The sequence below is a fragment of the Microbulbifer sp. ABM4_008 genome, assembly GCF_056311705.1.
The window spans coordinates 1,117,352-1,137,032 of record NZ_CM149970.1; the positions used below are offsets into that span (position 1 = coordinate 1,117,352).

Genomic DNA, 19,681 nt, shown 5'->3' on the forward strand with positions numbered 1-19,681 from the left:
CATGGTCATGCCCGCACTTGCGGTTACGACGCTCTCCCCCGAGAGTCAGTGCAGCCCCTATAAAAAAGGGGCTTAAATTTTACTGGCAGGCCTCGCAATCCGGGTCGTCCAGTGAGCAGGCCTGAGGCACTGCGGCCGGTGCGGGTGCAGCTTGTTCAGCAGGTGCTGCCGCAGCCATTCCATTGCTACCGCCGTGTGCACTTACCGCGTTCAGGGTGCCGCTATTTACCGTAGATTTCTCTGTGGTAGTGGCAGCCAGTGCGCGCAGGTAGTAAGTGGTTTTCAGGCCGCGGAACCAAGCCATGCGATAGGTCAGGTCCAGCTTCTTGCCGTCGGCGCCGGCAATATACAGGTTCAGGGACTGGGCCTGGTCGATCCACTTCTGGCGACGGCTGGCAGCGTCCACGATCCAGCGCGGCTCCACTTCAAACGCGGTGCGGTATTTTGCTTTCAGGTCTTCCGGTACGCGATCGATTTTCTGTACAGAACCTTCATAGTATTTCAGGTCGTTAACCATGACCTGATCCCATAGGCCGCGATCTTTCAGATCGTGTACCAGGTAGGGGTTTACTACGGTGAATTCGCCGGACAGGTTCGACTTCACATACAGGTTTTGGTAGGTCGGTTCGATCGACTGGGAAACCCCGGTGATATTGGCAATGGTCGCAGTAGGAGCGATCGCCATCACGTTGGAGTTGCGCATACCTTGGGCTTTGACTTTCTCGCGCAGGCCGTCCCAGTCCAGCGTGGAGCTGGTGTCCTGTTCGATAAACTGCTGGCCGCGCTGTTCAGCCAGGATCTGGATGGAATCCAGCGGCAGAACACCTTTGCTCCACAGGGAGCCTTCGTAGGTCTGGTACTTGCCGCGCTCGGCAGCCAGGTCGCTGGAAGCGGAGATGGCTTCGAAGCTGATCGCTTCCATGGTGTTGTCGGCAAAGGCGACGGCTTCATCGCTGGCGTAGGCGATGCCGGCTTTGTACAGTGCGTCCTGGAAGCCCATCAGGCCCATGCCCACAGGGCGGTGACGCATGTTGGACTGACGTGCACTTTCAACTGCGTAGTAGTTGATGTCGATAACGTTATCGAGCATACGCACCGCAGTTTTTACGGTATTGGCCAGCTTGGTGCGGTCGAGTTCACCGTTCTCACCAATGTGTTGAGCCAGGTTGACGGAGCCCAGGTTACACACGGCGATTTCGTCGTCGGCCTTGGTGTTGAGAGTGATCTCGGTGCACAGGTTGGAGCTGTGAACCACACCGGCGTGTTGCTGCGGGCTGCGCAGGTTGCAGCTGTCTTTAAAGGTGATCCAGGGGTGGCCGGTTTCGAACAGCATGCCCAGCATCTTGCGCCAAAGGTCTAGTGCGCGGATCTTCTTGAACAGACGCAGCTTGCCTTCGGCAGCCAGTTGCTCGTAGTGGTTGTAGCGCTCTTCGAATGCGGTGCCGAACAGATCGTGCAGGTCCGGGCAATCGGCCGGGGAGAACAGGGTCCACTCTTTATCTTCGAACACGCGCTTCATAAACAGGTCGGGGACCCAGTTGGCGGTGTTCATATCGTGGGTGCGGCGGCGGTCGTCACCAGTGTTTTTGCGCAGCTCTAGGAATTCCTCGATATCCAGGTGCCAGGTTTCCAGGTAGGCACAGACAGCGCCTTTGCGCTTACCGCCCTGGTTGACGGCTACTGCGGTGTCATTGGCCACTTTCAGGAAGGGCACAACACCTTGGGACTTGCCGTTGGTGCCTTTGATATAGGAACCCAGGGAGCGCACCGGCGTCCAGTCATTGCCGAGACCGCCTGCCCACTTGGACAGCATGGCGTTATCGCGGATCGCGCCGTAAATGCCGTGCAGGTCGTCCGGTACCGTGGTCAGGTAGCAGGAGGACAGCTGCGGGCGCAGGGTGCCGGCGTTGAACAGGGTCGGGGTGGAACTCATGTAGTCGAAAGAGCTCAACAGGTTGTAGAACTCTACCGCGCGCTCGTTTTTGTTCTCTTCATTAATGCTGAGGCCCATGGCGACACGCATAAAGAAGATCTGCGGCAGCTCGAAACGAATATCGTCGCTGTGCAGGAAGTAGCGGTCGTACAGAGTTTGCAGGCCCAGATAAGTGAACTGGTGATCGCGCTCGCCTTTCAGAGCTTCGCCGAGTTTTTCCAGGTCGAAGGTGGCCAGTGCAGGGTCCAGCAGGTCCAGCTCGATACCCTTTTTCACGTAAGTGGGCAGGGTAGAGGCGTACAGCTTTTCCATCTCGTGCTGAGTGGCGCGCTCGGCAACACCGAGGAAGCGCAGAGCTTCGGAGCGCAGCTTGTCCAGCAGCAGGCTGGCGGTAGCGAAGGTGTAATTGGGCTCCTGCTCAACCAAGGTGCGCGCAGTGATTACCAGCGCGGTGTTGATATCGTTTTCGGAAACACCGTCGTACAGGTTTTTCAGGGCTTCGTTAAGAATTGCCGCGCTGTCGACATCTTTGAGGCCTTCACAGGCTTCTTTGACAACGGTGCGCAGGCGCTCCATATCCAGAGGTGCAAGGCTGCCATCGTCCTGCTTTACACGGATGCTGGGGTGGGCATCGACGGCTTGCTCGGCAATTTGAGCAGTTTTTTCTTTCTCTGCGCGCAGGCGGGCGTGTTCTTCGCGGTAGAGTACGTAGTCGCGGGCAACCTTTTGTTCACCGGCGCGCATCAGGGCCAGTTCTACCTGGTCCTGGATCTCTTCAATGTGGATAGTGCCGCCAGAGGGCATGCGGCGTTTGAAAGTGGCACTGATCTGGCTGACCAGTTCTTCAACTTGCTCGTGGACACGGCTGGAAGCAGCGGCGGTGCCGCCTTCAACAGCGAGGAAGGCTTTAGTGACGGCGACGGCGATTTTGCTGTCGTCGTAGGGTACAACGGTGCCATTGCGCTTGATTACGCGGATCTGGCCCGGTGCAGTAGCGGCCAGAGTCGTGCCGCCAGTCGCCTGGTCGCTGGAGGTGCCTGATTTTTCCGCAGGCACGGCTTGAGAGCGCCCTGTCTCTGTGTGCATGTAAATCTCCGAAAGGTTTGTTCTGTTGTCTGTCCGCGTGCGTTCAAAAGAACGGTGGCCACATGACTGTGTGGCATGGCGGAGCGTGTCCTTCGCTTTGCCAGTGTTTATCCACAGCTGTGGACACTGGAAACAGGCGGCTTGTCACCGGCTATCTGAAAAGGTTTGCCAGCTGCTGCCTGTGGCGGAAATTCCATTCCGCCCGCTTACCTCTGATTCTGCTTTGAAAAAAGCAGCGCCTGACGCCCACCGCCAAAAAGTGTGGTGGTGCGCCGGAATTTGCCCCACATAATGGGGGTGCTCTTGAGCCTCTACCCCAATATATAGGGGGTCGGCCTCGAGTGCGCTACAAGATAATGCGGTAGGCGGGTCAGTTCAAGGCGAATAACTATGTAGTTGTTTGTGGATAAATTGTGGGTAGAGGTGCTGAGTCAGTAGCCACTTTCGCGGCAGAGCCCGCCAGCCCTGGGCTGCAAAGGAGTGGGTGCCGGGAAAGAACGCTGGGTACAGTGTCTTACAATTTTTTTTAATAGCTAGAGCGCTGTAAATTAACAACGGCAATAACCATTTGCAAATGGCTGCTCTTTGAGCAAAGTGGTACTCAATTGCTCAATTTACTGACGCTTATTTAATCCTGACATCTTGGCTGTCTGTAAATTAGTCGTTGGCGCCGATTGCTAAATTTAGCGATCTCTTGGATTTTTTGTCGCCAATCGCATCTTTTATACGTTGTCGGGAGGAAAGGCGCGGGAGAGTGGGTACAGGTAGCAGGGTACAACCGTAGGAGTGGCTGTACCCTTTCAGGGGTTAGCGACTGTGGTCTTGGAGGAATTCCATCAGGGCTTTTTGCGCGTGAAGGCGGTTTTCAGCCTCATCCCATACCACCGAGATGTTGCCATCCTCTAAAAGTTCGGCACTCACCTCCTCTCCACGGTGGGCGGGCAAGCAGTGCATAAAGATGGCATCGCTATTGGCGTGGCCCATCAGCTCGTGGTCCACCAGGAAGTTCTCGAAGGCTTTCAGGCGGATCTGTTGTTCAGTTTCCTGTCCCATGGAAGCCCACACATCGGTGGCCACCCAATCGGCCCCTTTAACAGCCTCCACCGGATCGTGTACTACGGTGACCCGATCACTTGCCGAAGCGAGGATATTGGCGTTGGGCTCGTAGCCGGGCGGGCAGGCTATACGCAGCTCAAAATTGCACAGGCGGGCAGCATTAATATAGGAGTGGCACATATTGTTGCCATCGCCGACCCAGGCGACCACCTTGCCCTCAGGGCTGCCGCGGTGCTCCACAAAGGTTTGGATATCTGCGAGCAGCTGGCAGGGGTGGTAGCTGTCGGAGAGGGCATTAATCACCGGTACCTTTGAATATTCTGAGAAGCGCTCCAGTACCTGGTGGCCAAAGGTGCGAATCATCACCATATCCACCATGCTGGAAATTACTCGGGCGCTGTCTTCAACGGGCTCCCCGCGGCCTAACTGAGTATCGCGGGGAGATAGGAAGAGGGCGCTGCCTCCCATCTGTGCCATACCGGCCTCAAATGAAACGCGGGTACGAGTAGAGGATTTTTCAAAAATCATCCCCAGCACTTTGCCGCGAAAAAGGTCAGTATTTATTCCTTGAGTGCGCAGTGTTTTGAGTTCGATCGCGCGCTCAATAATTTGCTTGAGCTCTTCCGAAGACAAGTCTGTCAGGGTGAGAAAATGTCTGATCGCCATAAGCTGTTCTCCTTTTTTTGCATCAGACTGCTTGCAGTGCAAACTGGTGAATCAGTGAGCTGACATCGTTTGCCAATTGATGGCACTCGTCGTCGCTGAGTGTGAGTGGGGGGAGCAGGCGCACTACATTGCCGGCGGTAACATTGATCAGCAATCCGCGCTCGCGGGCTATGTCCACCAGTTTGGCACAGGGCTGCTGCAATTCTATTCCGATCATCAGCCCCAAGCCCCGCACCTCTTTGACCTGGTCGCAATCGGATAACTGCTGTTTGAGTTGGTGCTGCAGGCGTTGCCCCAATGCCTCGGCGCGCTCTAACAGCCATTCACTTTCCAGCGTATCGATTACAGCCAGTGCGGCACTGCAGGCTAGAGGGTTGCCGCCGAAAGTGGAGCCGTGGGTGCCCGCAGAAAATAATTGTGCGGCAACTCCCCTGGCCAGGCAGGCTCCGATGGGGACACCGTTACCCAGTCCTTTGGCAGTGGTCACCACGTCGGGCAATATGTCCGCATGCTGGTAGGCAAACATTTTGCCGCTGCGGCCGTTTCCGGTTTGCACTTCATCCAGCATCAGGAGCCAGTTATGTTGATCGCAGATTTCGCGCAATTGCCCCAGGTAGTTGGAAGTGGGCACGCGTACACCGCCCTCTCCCTGAACCGGCTCAACCAGCACTGCGACAATATCGTTGCGCTCACCTGCGAGCTTTTCGATGGCTGCGGTATCGTTAAACGGCACACGCAAAAAACCCTCGGGCAGAGGACCGAAGCCCTCTTGGATTTTTTCATTGCCGGTTGCTGTCAGGGTAGCCAGGGTGCGGCCGTGGAAAGCGCTTTCCATTACCAATATTTGAGGGGTCTCAATGTTGCGGCTATTGCCTAGCCGCCGCGCTAATTTAATCGCTGCTTCATTGGCCTCAGCTCCAGAATTGGAGAAAAACACATTGTCCATGCCGGATAGCTGTACCAGCTTGTCTGCCAGTTTCTCCTGCGCAGGGATATTGTAGAGATTGGATACATGTAACAGGGTCCGAATCTGCTCGTGCAGGGCCAGGGTCACTTTGGGGTGGCAGTGGCCAAGGCCGCAGACGGCGATTCCAGAGATTGCATCCAGGTATCGTCGGCCCTGATCATCCCATACATAATTGCCTTCACCCCGAACCAGTGTGAGGGTTCGATCGCCATAGTTTTGCATGAGTGTCGGGGTGGCCACCGGGGCATCTCCTTAAATATTGACTATTTGGACTATTTATTTTCCGCAGAAAATTCTGTTTAAGCTTTTTAATCTGCACTTTATATTGATTGGGCAATGGTAACACAGCCTTTATAAGCTGTGTGCTATCTGGCTGGCTGAATTTTCAACATGGTATCCGGTGTTGTAGATCTGCGGTTTTTGCTTTCATCGAGGGGATGGTGTACTTATTGCCGGCCCCACTGGGGTACAATGGATGCCGGCGCGCTATATCAGATGATGGTATGGTGCCTGTACACTTACTTTTTGCTTCGACCACCTGAGGTTTTTCACGCTTATGGATACACTGGAGAACATCAAGCAGCAGATCGCTGATAACACCATTCTGCTTTATATGAAAGGTAGCCCTAATGCCCCCCAGTGCGGCTTTTCCATGCGGGCCTCCCAGGCGATGATGGCTTGCGGTAAGCGCTTTGCCTACGTTGATATTCTGGCTAACCCAGATATTCGCGCTGAGCTGCCTAAGTATGCGAACTGGCCGACCTTCCCCCAGCTGTGGGTTAAGGGCGAGCTGATCGGTGGCTGTGACATCATTATGGAAATGCATGAGAACGGTGAGCTGAAAACCTTGATTGATGAGGCATCAGCGGAGAGCGAAGGCGAGGATTAATTTCCGCTTTTGCTCCAATATGTCTGCTGCTATAGATGGTAGGCATACTGCATACTGTAGAAACAAAAAAACCGCAGCGGAAGCTGCGGTTTTTTTATGCCTGTGAGAGGACTTAAGCTACTTGCCAGAGTGGCCGGCTGCAGTTTCCATTTGAGTTTGCAGGTAGTTTTGAATGCCAACTTTGTCGATCAGCTCCAGCTGGGTTTCCAGCCAATCTACATGCTCTTCCTCAGACTCGAGGATTTTCTCCAGCAATTCACGACTGCCGTAATCCCGAACGGACTCGCAATAGGCGATGGCTTCACGCAAGTCGGGAATGGCCTTGGATTCAATTTTCAGGTCGCACTTGAGCATCTCTTCGGTATTTTCGCCGATCAGAAGTTTGCCCAGGTGCTGCAGGTTGGGAATACCTTCGAGGAAAAGAATGCGCTCGATCAGCCAATCGGCGTGCTTCATTTCATCAATGGATTCGTGATATTCCTGTTTGCCCAGCTCTTTTAAACCCCAGTTGTCATACATGCGGGCGTGTAGGAAATACTGGTTAATAGCTACCAGTTCATTACCCAGTACTTTGTTTAAATGCTCAATTACCTTGGGGTCGCCTTTCATAGCCTGTGCTCCTGAAGCCCTGCCAACTCAATTAGGTTTGCAGAGAGTTCCTATTTGTTAGTCGCTAGAGATTAGTTGATATTTTTAGCTACTAAAGTTTATTAGTCACTAAAGTCTGCGGCTGCCTGATTTACCTAATTTTATTTTAGGGTTTCAGCTGCAATCGGGGCCGAGTTTGCGTTGCGATTTGCGGCAAGTCAAGGAAAAATTTTTCTTGTAGAATGCAGAAAAAACAAGGGTTTTAACGCAAATTTAGCCGAAAATAGCAACGAAAATAATTCTCATTTAGGTTGCAGGACTATATTTCAGCTTTTTAGTTTTTCTCTAATAAAAACTAATTTGTCATTAATGATTTGTTGATCGATTTTGCTTTTTATAAAAACTGAGTTATCGTCATTCAGGCGCTTTAAATAGTCCTTTAATGCCTGTTTATCTGTTTTCCTATGGCAAACCTCAACAAGTGTTTCTAGTGCGTTGAGTAAATGGCACATAAATACACTACTTGATCTGCCGTGTTCGACAATTTCGTCGAGAGAAGCTTGGAGCAGTTGAGAAAACTCAAGCTTACTGCAAATTATTCGCAATTCCCCCGATGAGTCAGTAAAACAATTTGCGGGCTCAGGTCGATATAATACAGTACCAAGCCCCTCAATCAGGCGATCAACGCAGGAATAAGCAGTAAATGGGTCATTAATGCCTGGAGATAAAGCTCGCACAGCAATTTGTGAAAGCTGCTGGATAGAAAAGACCACATCTTGTTCTGCCGTTGGCTGGGTGCCGATCTGTATTGCAGACTGAATTGCAGGAATTACTCTTTCTGGGTTATTTGCCGGATAAACCTGGCCGATCATCTCCCAGTGATGCAGGTAGCTTCCCGGGTGGCAGTTCAGCTTTAGGCAGCATTGGAAATTCTGGGTTGTGCGAGTAATTCTTTGCTTATCGATAAATTGGACATAACCGCCCTTTGGGGTGGGGATGTCGATCCAACTTGAGCCGAGGTCCAGGCGTTTAGTATCGAATACTTTTTTGTTCGTAGATTCATGGCAATCTGGATATTCACGCTCTATCGCCTGCTGAAACTCGAGATTAATACGGTGGGTAATGTTATCGACCTGAATTGACTGTGCGACATTGTGAATAAAGTAAATAAGGTAGATAACACTGATTAAAGTCAGCACCAAAGCCGTGAGCACGCTAATGCCATAGTTAGCTATTTCGTTTTCCGCTGTGCCAATCGAACGCATAGTGACAATGGCATAGACATAGGTCGCCAGGAAAATCCCGAGGGATATCTGGGTCGCTCGGTCCCGGATAAAATTTCTGATCAAATGGGGGCCGAATTGATTAGAGGCGAGGGAGAGGGCAACCATTGTTATTGAGAATACCGTTCCGGCTACCGTGATAGTGGAGCCAGCAATGACTGACAAAAGGGCTCGAGCATTTTCGATATTACCCAAATTAAACCACTGCAAACTGCCCCGGAATAAAAAGGGAGGAGCAGGAAGTGCTGTGTCCAGGTGAACGGTAAGGGCGCAGAGCGCTAGCGCCGCTAGGATCATAATCAGCGGGACGCTCCAGAAACTGGAGTGGAGGCGTTCATAGAGGTGTATAAGATACTGCTTCATAGATGGAGAAAGGCACGCCAGCGTGCTATCAGCTTAGTCTATGAGCTTTAGAGGGAGCATTCGGGAAGGTAACTTAGTGGTTATAGATTGTGGTAGCCGGGATTCGGGGTCAGCTTGTGAAGTAGAATCGGCGGTAGTTAGCTGAGTAGACCATACTCCCGCTCATGGTCTATTCGATAAGCTCATTCGTTTATTCGGCCTCCCGCACAGGGATGAGACCGCCAACTGGTGCCCCAAGGCCCTTACTGAGATAGCACCACCATAGATTATCTCTTTGGTCTGGCGGTCTGCTAAGAACTTACAAATACATATTTCTGGTTCAGTTCACTGCACTTGTTGTTGTCAGTGGGCGGTACAAAAATGTATGGATCAGGAATATTGCTATATCTAAATACAATCGTTTTTGTGTGTAGCAGGGAAAACTGAGGCACCATTTTTGAATTTCAGTTGAACCGCGCTAAGCCGTTAAAGGGAAGAGCCTGACTCAACTAGCAGGTGTTGAGTGGAAGCTGAGATATAAGAAGAGGGGAGGCGATCGCCAGGGACACGATCGCAGGTCAAAAGCCAAAATCAGCTGGCGGAGTAGAAGAGGCCGTTGTTGGCAGAGGATACCATCCCACCGCTCATGGTCTCATCGATGATCTCCTTGGTCTGCTCGGCACAGCGTCCACATTGAGAAGAAACGCCCAGCTGGCGTCTCAACGCCTTCACCGAAGTGGAGCCATCATAGATCGCCTCTTTAATCTGGCGGTCAGTTATGCCCTTACAAATACATACATACATGGCGGTGGCTCTGTTCAACTCTTACTCAATAGTAGTCAGGTAGGAATCCTATTGCAATTGAGAATGAGTGTCAATAAGATTCCGGAATGGTCGCATTTTACCCTCTTTGTTTGCTATTTGTACATTTTTGCGGGTAGGTCATCCTATTTTGGGTGTTAGTTCACGCATAGCCGTTCTGCTATCAGCCTGATTTAAAAAATTTATGGGCCTGAAATAAGTGGGTGTGTATCATAGCGGCCCACTATTAATTCCCATTCGATTTATAGCTGTTGCTCATAAATTGAACACTCTACGTATCATCAACAACCCATCATTGGATTGAGGAGGTTTTCATGGCAGTTCTGGTAGGCAAGCCGGCTCCGGATTTCACCGCTGCAGCGGTATTGGGTAACGGCGAGATCGTCGATACTTTTAACCTGAAAGAAGCAATCAAAGGTAAGAAGGCTGTAGTTTTCTTCTACCCGCTGGACTTCACCTTCGTATGTCCTTCTGAGCTGATCGCTTTCGACCACCGTTTCGCTGAGTTTGAAAAGCGCGGTGTTGAGGTAATCGGTGTATCCATCGATTCCCAGTTCTCTCACAACGCATGGCGTAACACCTCCGTCAACGACGGTGGTATCGGCCCGGTTAAGTACACCCTGGTTGCAGACGTTAAGCACGAAATCTGCCAGGCGTACGACGTAGAAGCTGACGCTGGTGTTGCTTTCCGCGGTTCCTTCCTGATCGACGAAGAAGGCAATGTACGTCACCAGGTAGTTAACGATCTGCCGCTGGGCCGTAACGTTGACGAAATGCTGCGCATGGTTGACGCTCTGGCGTTCCACCAGGAGCACGGTGAAGTTTGCCCCGCCGGCTGGCAGGAAGGCGACAAAGGTATGAACGCTTCTCCGGAAGGTGTAGCGGCTTACCTGAGCGAGAACGCTGAGAAGCTGTAAGACGCTTTTTGCGCTGGGGTCTCCGGACCCCAAAAAGAAGAACCGCCGCAAGGCGGTTTTTTTGTTTGTACAAGCCTTGTTGCGCTGACCTGCGCTGATTGGCATGGCCGTCCCCGCGCCGGAGAAAAGTGCAGACTAGAATTCAGCAGTCAGTCCTGCGTGGCGCCTAAATAGAGTTTTTGCCCGCTGGCTGCTAGTCTTATCTGCAACTACCGGATTGCTTTGGCGGCTCGATTTGCTTATGAGACCTGCAATTCTTTCAAATATCGTCTACGTCATGCGCGCCTCTATGGCACGTTTTTTTCTCTTCCTGGTGATTCTGGGGAGTCTGTCCCTGCCTGCGCAAGCGGCTGATATAGACGACAGGGCCAAACAGTTTGGCCGATACTTCAAACAGATGATGGCGGGTAAATCTATACCCGGCGGCGCCTATGTCATCGTGGATGGCAACCGGGTGGTCGCGATGGATACCTATGGCGTCAGGGTCAGGGGTAAATCCGGCAAGGTGGATCAGGACACGGTGTTCCGTCTGGCCTCGGTATCCAAGACCTTCGCTGCCAGTATGGCCACTATGTTGGAGCATGAAGATCGCTTCAAATGGGATGACAAGGTGGTCAACTATGTGCCGGACCTGAGCTTTAAGACGCCCTCGCTGTCTCGCCAGCTTCAGGTGGAGCACCTGCTCAGCCATTCCTCGGGCCTGACCCCCAACGCCTACGACAACTACCTTGAGGACAACAAGCCTCTCAGCAAGATATTGCCCAAGTTTGCCAATATCGATCCGCGCTGCACGCCGGGAAAATGCTACGGCTACCAGAATGTGTTGTTCAGCCTTATTGAGGATGTGATTTTTGAGGCGACCGGGGTTTCCTTTGCCAGCCAGCTTAAGAAGAGAATTTTTGTCCCGCTGAAAATGCAGAATGCATCGGTTGGCTGGGAGAGCTTTATGGCCTCCGACAACCGTGCGGCACCCCATATCCAGACTGGTAGTGGTTGGCGCCCAGTGAAAGTGGAGAAGGAATACTACTTTGCTGCACCGGCGGCGGGAGTGAATGCCAGTATCTCTGATATGGCCCAGTGGCTGAAAGCCCAGATGGGCTACTACCCGAAGGTACTGTCACCGGAAGTGATCGCCGATATGACTACAGAGCGAGTCGCTACCCAGCGCCATATGCGCCATCGTATCTGGAGAGACTACCTGTCTCATGCAGGCTACGGCTTGGGCTGGCGCCTCTACACCATCGGTGATGACCGCATTATTTATCACGGCGGTTGGGTTGCGGGCTTCCGTGCGGCGGTGGCCTATTCGGAAAAGTTGAAAGTGGGTATTGCCATCCTGATGAATGCGGAGTCCCGTGTGATCTCAGATCTCACTGCCAATTTCGTGATCGATATTACCGGCAAAGGTAATCTCGCTACCGCTCAAACCAGTGGAGATCGCTGATCTCCACTGGTAAGTGATTGTCCTTCCCCCCTTGAAACCTGTTGGCTGATCCCAATATTTGCTCCCTGTTCCGATTGACGTTTACGGGGAGACCGAATAGATGACCGTTGAGGCCCAAAAAGAGAGCCATGGATTCCAGACGGAAGCCAAGCAGCTACTGCACCTGATGATCCACTCGCTCTACTCCAATAAGGAGATTTTCCTGCGCGAGCTGGTATCCAACGCTTCTGATGCCGCCGATAAGCTGCGTTTTGAATCGCTGTCCAAGCCCGAATTACTGGGCGAAGATGCAGACCTGCGTATTCGCATCGAGTTTGACAAGGAAGAGGGAACGCTCACCATTACCGATAATGGTATTGGTATGAGCCGCGATGAAGTTATCGAAAACCTCGGTACTATCGCCCGCTCCGGCACCTCTGCATTTATGCAGCAGCTGACCGGAGACCAGAAAAAAGATGCGCACCTGATCGGCCAGTTCGGTGTGGGCTTTTACTCCGCCTTTATCGTCGCTGACAAAGTGGACGTATTCACTCGTCGCGCCGGTTTGAATTCCGACCAGGGTGTGCACTGGGAGTGTCACGGTGAAGCGGAATACTCCGTAGAGACTGTTGAATGGCCCCAGCGTGGCACCCGGGTGGTTCTGCACCTGAAAGAAGAAGCGAAAGAGTTTGCCGATAACTGGCGCCTGCGCTCCATCATTAAAAAGTACTCCGATCACATCGCCATTCCGGTGGAGATGTTGAAAGAGGAAATGCCGGCGGCGGAAGAGGGCGAAGAGCCGAAAGAAGAGAAGGCGCCTGAGTTTGAAGCAGTAAACGCTGCCCAGGCCCTGTGGACTCGTCCCCGCTCCGATGTGAAATCTGAGGAGTACAAGGAGTTCTACAAGCATATCTCCCACGATTTCGACGATCCCTTAACCTGGAGCCACAACCGCGTAGAGGGCAAACAGGATTACACCAGCCTGCTTTACATCCCTGCGCGCGCACCGTTTGATCTGTACCAGCGCGATGCCGCTCGCGGCCTCAAGCTGTATGTGCAGCGCACTTTTATCATGGACGATGCGGAGCAGTTCCTGCCGCTGTACTTGCGTTTCGTGAAAGGTGTTCTGGACTCCAACGATCTGCCGCTGAACGTATCCCGTGAAATCCTGCAAAAAGATCGCAATACTGATGCGATCAAGAGCGCACTGACCAAGCGTGTTCTGGATATGCTGGATAAATTGGCGAAGAAAGATGGCGATGAATACCAGAAGTTCTGGGATCTGTTCGGCAATGTATTGAAAGAAGGTCCGGCTGAAGATTTCTCCAACAAAGAGAAAATTGCCAAGCTGCTGCGCTTCGCCAGCACCCATACCGATACCGAGAAGCAGGATCAATCCCTGGAAGACTATGTGGGTCGCATGAAGGATGGCCAAAAGGCGATCTACTACGTGTGTGCCGACAACTTCGCTACGGCCAAGTCCAGCCCCTACCTGGAAGTATTCCGCAAGAAGGGTATCGAAGTGCTGCTGCTCACCGATCAGGTGGACGAGTGGTTCGTGGGCCATATGAACGAGTTCGACGGCAAGCAGTTCCAAGACGTGGCCAAAGGTGCGCTGGATCTGGGTGAAGCCGAGAGCGATGAGGACAAGGCTGAGCGCGAAAAAGTTGAGCAGGAGTCCGGTGCCCTGGTTGAGCGGGTACAGGAAGTTCTGGAAGGTCGCGTTGAATCCGTACGCGCAACCACTCGCCTGGTGGACTCCCCAGCGTGTCTGGTGGTGAGCGAACAGGATATGGGCCCGCAAATGCGCCGCATCCTGGAACAGGCCGGCCAGGCCCTGCCAGATGCCAAGCCGATCTTTGAAATCAATCCGTCCCACCCACTGGTACAGCGTCTGGACCAGGAAGCGGATGAAGATCGCTTTGCGGATCTCACCAATATCCTGATGGACCAGGCTAATCTGGCTGCCGGTAACCAGTTGGCGGACCCGGCGGATTATGTGCGCCGCCTGAACACGCTGTTGCTGGAAATGCACGGCTAAGTCAGCGCTATTGATTGGTGCTAAGCGACGGCCAGTGGAGTTGTTTTAGACTTTGCTGGTCCCAGAAGCGGCCCCTGCCGGATCGAACGGTGTTTTATCGGTTGGTCAAGGCAGAGGGCCGTTTTTGCTATTTACTGTGCCGTTTCGCACAATTGGCAGAAGTTTAAAACAAATTGACCCCATTGGGCTCAGCGGGTCATGCCTCTATAATCCGCAAGTCTTATAAGAAGCTTTATCGGTGTGACAATGCAAAAAGAAACTTCCAACCCCCTCGCTATTGCCGTATTGGGCGGCGGCAGTTTCGGAACCGCGATTGCTAACATTGTGGCGGGTAACGGCCACGACACCCGCCAGTGGATGCGCAACGCGGAGACGGCGGCTGAGTGTCGCGATACTCGAGAAAACCATAAATACCTGCCCGGCGTGCCCCTGCATCCGGAATTACAGCTTACCAGCGACCTGGAGCAAGCGGTCGATGGTTGCAGTATCGTTTTTGTCGCGATACCCAGTAAATCCTTTCGCGAGGTGGTAAAAAAAGTAGCCCCTTTGTTGGCGCCGGGCACCATGCTGATCTCCACCACTAAGGGAATCGAGCACGACAACTTCCACTTAATGAGCGATATCCTGCGCGAGGAAACCACCGACATGCGTGTCGGGGTCTTGAGCGGACCAAATTTTGCAAAAGAAATTGTTGCGGGGCACTACACTGCAACGGTGGTGGCCAGTGAAGACGAGGCACTTTGTAAAGCGATTCAATCGGCACTGCACTCGGAGACTTTCCGGGTTTATTCCAGTAGCGATGTGTTTGGAGTAGAGCTTGCCGGTGCGCTAAAAAATATCTACGCGATCATCACTGGTATGGCTGCGGCACTGGAGCGCGGGCAAAATACCATCAGTTTATTGATCACCCGTTCCCTGGCAGAAATGATGCGCTTTGCCGAAGCGATGGGTGCCGATCCTATGACGTTTATCGGCCTCGCCGGTGTCGGCGACTTGATTCTGACCTGTTCCTCAGATCTCAGTCGAAATTATCGGGTGGGGTATATGGTCGGTAAAGGCAAGCCGCTCGATCAGGCTGTCGCAGAAATCGGTCAGGTGGCCGAAGGTGTGAATACGGTTCGTCTGATTAAACAGAAAGCCGACGAAATGGGTGTCTACATGCCCTTGGTTTCCGCGATTCACGCCATATTATTTGAACAGCGGCCGATTCCTGAGGTGATTCGCAATTTGATGTCGGGCGCACAAACTTTTGATGTGGCCTACTCGGCCAAGCCTTAAATGGAAGCCTCATATGAAAAATGACGATCTAAAGCGCAATCTTACTTCCGGCAACCAGTGGGTGCGCCTTATCTATATGGTGCTGTTTGCAGTGTGCCTTCAGGTTGCCGCGTGGTTACTGATGGCGGTAGTGATACTGCAATTCCTGTTTTCGATTATCAGCGGGAAATCCAACGATAATCTGCGTCGCTTTGGCGATCAGCTCGCCTCCTATGTGTACCAGGCGATCCAGTTCCTGATCTACAACTCCGACGAAAAACCTTTTCCGTTTGCCGAGTGGCCTGAATCTGAAGTAGAGGATTTGTCCGGTTACGAGGGCGCCGAAGATGTTTCTGCAGAAGTGGTTTCTACAGAAGTAAAGCGTGAAAAGGACAAGGCTGAAGACGAAGCCGAGGATGCCATTATCCTGGGTAGCTCCGAGCCTGAGAGCAGCGAAAAGCCCGAGCTGGTTGAGGAAAGTGCCGACGACGCCGACAAACCTGTCGACAAGAACTGATCGCTTTTCCTATCGCTAATTTATCCGGTGCCTTATCCGTGGGCACCGGATAAATATCTGCTGCCCTCCCTGTGAATATTCCCGCAGATATCAACAAAGTCACAACCTACCCTTGAGGAAGCCCCATGCAGCTGTTTATTTTGCGTCACGGTAAAGCCGAGCCCATGCTCGCCAATGATGCAGAAAGAGCCCTGACAGAGCGCGGGCGCAGGCAGGTTGCACAGGTTTGTAAAAAGCGCGCCGAGGAACTGGCGGCGGTAAAGGCAATTTGGGCCAGCCCATTTGTACGCACCCAGGAAACCGCTGAGATTGCTGCCGCCCAGTTGGGGTTGCCCGTTATTACCGAACCGCTGCTCATCGGCAATACTTACCCACAGCAACTGCTCGATCATTTGCAAACCCAGGATACCTTTCCGCTTCTGCTGGTTAGTCACCAGCCTCTGGTCGGCAGCCTGCTCAATGGCCTCTGTGGCAGCGGTAACGAGCACCCGATGGGCACTTCCAGCCTCGCCTGCGTTAGTGCGGATGTATGGGCTAATGGCTGCGCTGACCTGGAGTGGTTGCAGCACGCAGAGTAATTTTTCCAGTTGTGTCTGCCAGTAAATCCCTATTGCGCTGATCACAACTGTCATTGCGGATGTTGTTGGTGGGCCGCACCATTTCACCACCTGTTTTTAGTCACTATCCGGTGGATATCACTTTGGCGATAAATCAAATCACTCCCCGTGAAATCACCCTTGAGTTTGATCACAAGTCGATTGCTGCACGCCAGTGGGGCGATCCAGAGGGAGAGCCGGTAATTGCTCTTCACGGCTGGTTGGATAACTGTGCCACCTTCAGTCGGCTGGCTCCCCTGCTCAGCGGAATTAATCTGGTAGCGATAGATATGCCGGGCCACGGACGCAGCTATCACCGCTCACTCGATGCCAACTACAACATCTGGGAAGAGGCGGAAGATATTTTGGGGGCGGTACACGCGCTGGGCTGGCGCAAGTTCTCCATTGTGGCGCACTCCCGAGGTGCTATCGCAGGGGTGATAACCGCTGGTGCTTTTCCCGATCGGGTAAAGCGCTTGGCACTGATCGATGGCCTGGTACCTCCCTCCACCGAAGATGAAAAGGCTCCGGAGAACCTGGCCAAAGCTATTGCCCAGAGAGCCCGTTACGGCACGCGCAAGCTGCGGGTTTACGGTACCTTCGAAGAGGCTGTCGAAGCGCGCAAGAATGGTATGTTTCCGCTAACTGAGTGGGCTGCGCAGGTATTGACCGAGCGAGGCACCCGGGAAGTGGAGGGAGGTTATATGTGGAGTAATGACCCCCGGCTGATGGCGGCTTCCACAGCCAAGCTCAATGAGCCACAGATTAAAGCTTACTTATCCCGATTGAAGATGCCGGTGCAGCTGGTTCTCGCTGAAGATGGTATCGCAGATATGCTCAAGCGCCTGCGCCCTGTACTGCAAGAGTTTCCGGGTATTGAGGCACGTGAGATTCCCGGAAGCCACCACTTACACCTGGAGGAGAGCGGTGCCCGGGCGATTGCAGAGTGGTTTGGGCCTTTCTTGCACGGTGAAACCGCTTAGAAGGGAACCCGTTTGGAATAGCAGCTGGCATCCATCTCCCGCACCTCTACCGAGACTGCGGGAACTCCTTCGGCAAATTGGCACAGGCTGTTAAAAACAGCCGAGCTCAATGCCTCCCTTTCCCGCGTAGAGCGCCCTTCAAGCAAGCGGATCTCTGCGTGGATAAAGCTGTTGCCATTGTCCCCAGCAATAAACTGATCGTAGGACTTGGCGCGAGTCTTGATATTGTGGGAGGCGAACAAACCGGAACGGTGCATCGCCTCCTGAGCCGAGCTGACCAGTGCAGCGACAGAAATCTTCTCTTCCAGATTTTTCGCATACTCTATGATCAGGTGAGGCATAGCGGTCACTCCTCGGTCAAAGCGGCCCTGGCGGCCGCTGGGTACCTGTGGCGTTTACTGGCGCAGCAGGGAGAGGAACTCGTTGCGGGTGGCCTGGTTGCTGCGGAAAGTACCGAGCATAGCCGAAGTCTTCATCACAGAGTTCTGTTTTTCCACACCGCGCATCATCATGCACATATGCTTGGCTTCGATGATCACGCCGACACCGGCAGCACCGGTAACGTTTTGCAGGGTCTCGGCGATCTCTACGGTCAGCTGCTCCTGGATCTGCAGGCGGCGCGCAAACATATCCACAATGCGTGCTACCTTGGACAGGCCAACGACCTTGCCATTGGGAATATAGGCTACGTGGGCGCGGCCGATAAACGGCAGCAGGTGGTGCTCACACAGGGAGTAGAGTTCGATATCCTTAACCAACACCATTTCGCTGCAGTCGGACGGGAAGAGCGCGTCGTTGACTACATCTTCCACGGTCTGTTTATAGCCGCGGGTCAGGTATTCCATGGCTTTGGCGGCGCGCTCCGGGGTGTCTTTGAGCCCAGGGCGTTGCGGATCTTCGCCGATTGCTTCAATAATTCGCGCGTAATGTTCGTTCATGCTGCTCTTTCCAACATCTCAGCCCGAAGGGCGGGTGCGCTACCCTAAGCGTTTGTAACCCGAGAGTAAAGATCCACGCGGCCCCAGGAGCCTGTTAGCTGTTATTTGACGACCACTGGCGAAGGCTGTTTTGTTAGCAGGGCAGAGGAAGTTGGGCGGAAAAATGGCTTAGGGCCTTTAGGTAGCAGCTGTAAAATGGCCACTTAACCTTACTCGTCGCTTATTTGGTGTGAGCAAACTACACTCCCCGGGCATTGATTGGCCCCTCTGCAGCAACAACAGAGGACACCCGCTAGTGACAGTGGGCCCCGACGAGATACAAAGCACTTAAGGATAGATTGATGATAGAAAGGCGTGAAACAAGCCTCCACGAACTGACCACGGTTTTGGACTATATCCGCTGGGGGACCAGCCGATTCAATGAGGCCGACCTCTACTACGGCCATGGCACCGACAACGCCTGGGACGAGGCCGTTTTACTGGTAACCCACGCCCTGCATCTCCCCCCTTATAGTAAGCCGGAGATACTCCAGGCCCGTTTGACCATGGAGGAGCGCCGCGACGTACTCACTATCCTGGAGCGGCGCTTTAGCGAGCGGATACCGGCGGCGTACCTGACCAAGGAAGCGCATTTCTGCGATATGACATTTTATGTGGATGAGCGGGTACTGGTACCCCGTTCACCGATTGGCGAGATGATTCGCCACAACTTCCAGCCCTGGCTCAATGTTGAGCCCCTGGCGATTCTGGACCTCTGTTGTGGTAGCGGTTGTATCGGTATCGCCTGTGCCGAGGCCTTCCCGGAAGCGCGTGTCGATGTGAGCGATATTTCCGAGGACGCGATCGAAGTTGCACAGATCAATATCAATCGTCACGAGTTGAACGAACGTGTGCGCGCAGTGCAGTCGGACCTATTTTCCGGCCTGCACGGTATGAGTTACGAGTTGATCGTGTGCAACCCGCCCTATGTCGATGCCCGCGATCTGGCCGAAATGCCTGAGGAATACCACGCTGAGCCGGATATAGCCCTGGGCTCTGGCGATGACGGTCTCGATTTTACCCGCCGACTGCTGCGCGAGGCTGCCAACCACTTACAGCCCGACGGCCTGTTGATCTGCGAAGTGGGCAATAGCTGGGAAGCCCTGGAAAAAGCCTTCCCGGAGGTGCCGTTTATGTGGCCCGAGTTTGAGGGTGGTGGGCACGGTGTTTTTGCCATCAGCCGGGAAGAACTGCTCGCCTACCAACCCTACTTCGAAAAGGAATAATTCCTTTTGCCTCCCCGGCAATCTCGGTTGCCGGGTTATGGGCACAAGCCCGGTTCTGCGGACACTTGTGCTTTTTGCCCCAGTCTGCGCACTGGGGCGGGCAGATCATTTA

General features: G+C 53.2%; 17 protein-coding genes. 9 read left to right on the top strand and 8 right to left on the bottom strand.

All coding sequences use genetic code 11. The features are described from left to right. Positions 1 to 79: 79 nt before the first annotated feature. From ACYX4J_RS04850 to ACYX4J_RS04860, 3 genes are all read right to left on the bottom strand, one after another. Entirely contained in the window at positions 80 to 3,019 is a 2,940-nt protein-coding gene (locus tag ACYX4J_RS04850; protein WP_444914448.1) for a ribonucleoside-diphosphate reductase subunit alpha, read from the bottom strand. Between the two features lie 807 nt (positions 3,020 to 3,826). After that, positions 3,827 to 4,741 (bottom strand): ornithine carbamoyltransferase, encoded by a 915-nt coding sequence (argF, locus tag ACYX4J_RS04855; RefSeq protein ID WP_476177994.1) that lies wholly within the window; start codon positions 4,739 to 4,741, stop codon positions 3,827 to 3,829. Positions 4,742 to 4,763: 22 nt separating this feature from the next. Continuing rightward, positions 4,764 to 5,948 carry an acetylornithine transaminase gene (locus tag ACYX4J_RS04860; RefSeq protein WP_444896447.1) on the bottom strand — a complete coding sequence of 395 codons (1,185 nt, stop codon included), beginning with the start codon at positions 5,946 to 5,948 and terminating at the stop codon, positions 4,764 to 4,766. 316 nt (positions 5,949 to 6,264) lie between these two features. Between ACYX4J_RS04860 and grxD the strand changes: the two genes are divergently transcribed. Next, a complete protein-coding gene (gene grxD / locus ACYX4J_RS04865) occupies positions 6,265 to 6,597 on the top strand; it encodes a Grx4 family monothiol glutaredoxin (protein WP_282933784.1) in 333 nt (110 codons plus the stop codon). Between the two features lie 117 nt (positions 6,598 to 6,714). On the opposite strand, the gene bfr is transcribed toward grxD, so the two are convergent. The 3 genes from bfr to ACYX4J_RS04880 form a co-directional block, all read right to left on the bottom strand. Next, positions 6,715 to 7,206, bottom strand: a complete 492-nt coding sequence (gene bfr, locus ACYX4J_RS04870) for a bacterioferritin (RefSeq protein ID WP_020412720.1) — start codon at positions 7,204 to 7,206, stop codon at positions 6,715 to 6,717. A 305-nt stretch (positions 7,207 to 7,511) separates the two neighbouring features. Continuing rightward, complete coding sequence (locus ACYX4J_RS04875) at positions 7,512 to 8,831, bottom strand: DUF2254 domain-containing protein (protein ID WP_476177995.1); 1,320 nt, start codon at positions 8,829 to 8,831, stop codon at positions 7,512 to 7,514. A gap of 570 nt (positions 8,832 to 9,401) precedes the next feature. Beyond that, on the bottom strand, positions 9,402 to 9,632 hold the full coding sequence (locus ACYX4J_RS04880) for a bacterioferritin-associated ferredoxin (protein WP_413662956.1): 231 nt from the start codon (positions 9,630 to 9,632) through the stop codon (positions 9,402 to 9,404). Positions 9,633 to 9,946: 314 nt separating this feature from the next. Between ACYX4J_RS04880 and ACYX4J_RS04885 the strand changes: the two genes are divergently transcribed. The 7 genes from ACYX4J_RS04885 to ACYX4J_RS04915 all read left to right on the top strand — a co-directional run bounded on the left by ACYX4J_RS04885 (position 9,947) and on the right by ACYX4J_RS04915 (position 17,366). Continuing rightward, positions 9,947 to 10,549, top strand: coding sequence for a peroxiredoxin (locus ACYX4J_RS04885; protein ID WP_143730920.1), 603 nt, complete (start codon positions 9,947 to 9,949; stop codon positions 10,547 to 10,549). A gap of 241 nt (positions 10,550 to 10,790) precedes the next feature. Next, a complete protein-coding gene (locus ACYX4J_RS04890) occupies positions 10,791 to 11,993 on the top strand; it encodes a serine hydrolase domain-containing protein (RefSeq protein ID WP_413662955.1) in 1,203 nt (400 codons plus the stop codon). Positions 11,994 to 12,093: 100 nt separating this feature from the next. Further along, entirely contained in the window at positions 12,094 to 14,013 is a 1,920-nt protein-coding gene (htpG, locus tag ACYX4J_RS04895; protein ID WP_444914444.1) for a molecular chaperone HtpG, read from the top strand. Between the two features lie 246 nt (positions 14,014 to 14,259). After that, positions 14,260 to 15,291 (top strand): NAD(P)H-dependent glycerol-3-phosphate dehydrogenase, encoded by a 1,032-nt coding sequence (locus ACYX4J_RS04900; protein ID WP_413662953.1) that lies wholly within the window; start codon positions 14,260 to 14,262, stop codon positions 15,289 to 15,291. A gap of 13 nt (positions 15,292 to 15,304) precedes the next feature. Next, positions 15,305 to 15,787 (top strand): DUF4389 domain-containing protein, encoded by a 483-nt coding sequence (locus tag ACYX4J_RS04905; protein WP_282933779.1) that lies wholly within the window; start codon positions 15,305 to 15,307, stop codon positions 15,785 to 15,787. Between the two features lie 125 nt (positions 15,788 to 15,912). Next, entirely contained in the window at positions 15,913 to 16,365 is a 453-nt protein-coding gene (gene sixA, locus ACYX4J_RS04910; protein ID WP_444896453.1) for a phosphohistidine phosphatase SixA, read from the top strand. Positions 16,366 to 16,433: 68 nt separating this feature from the next. Beyond that, complete coding sequence (locus tag ACYX4J_RS04915) at positions 16,434 to 17,366, top strand: alpha/beta fold hydrolase (RefSeq protein WP_476177996.1); 933 nt, start codon at positions 16,434 to 16,436, stop codon at positions 17,364 to 17,366. Here the strand turns inward: ACYX4J_RS04915 and ACYX4J_RS04920 are convergent. Together ACYX4J_RS04920 and folE are read right to left on the bottom strand one after the other, a co-directional pair. After that, entirely contained in the window at positions 17,363 to 17,707 is a 345-nt protein-coding gene (locus ACYX4J_RS04920) for a 5-carboxymethyl-2-hydroxymuconate Delta-isomerase (RefSeq protein WP_282933776.1), read from the bottom strand. The genes ACYX4J_RS04915 and ACYX4J_RS04920 overlap by 4 nt on opposite strands. A gap of 54 nt (positions 17,708 to 17,761) precedes the next feature. Then, positions 17,762 to 18,304, bottom strand: coding sequence for a GTP cyclohydrolase I FolE (gene folE / locus ACYX4J_RS04925; RefSeq protein WP_282933775.1), 543 nt, complete (start codon positions 18,302 to 18,304; stop codon positions 17,762 to 17,764). Between the two features lie 341 nt (positions 18,305 to 18,645). Here folE and prmB point away from each other — a divergent pair, with 341 nt between their 5' ends. Beyond that, the gene (gene prmB, locus ACYX4J_RS04930; RefSeq protein WP_476177997.1) at positions 18,646 to 19,569 is read left to right on the top strand and encodes a 50S ribosomal protein L3 N(5)-glutamine methyltransferase; all 924 of its coding nucleotides are present in this window, start codon (positions 18,646 to 18,648) and stop codon (positions 19,567 to 19,569) included. Positions 19,570 to 19,681 lie beyond the last annotated feature (112 nt).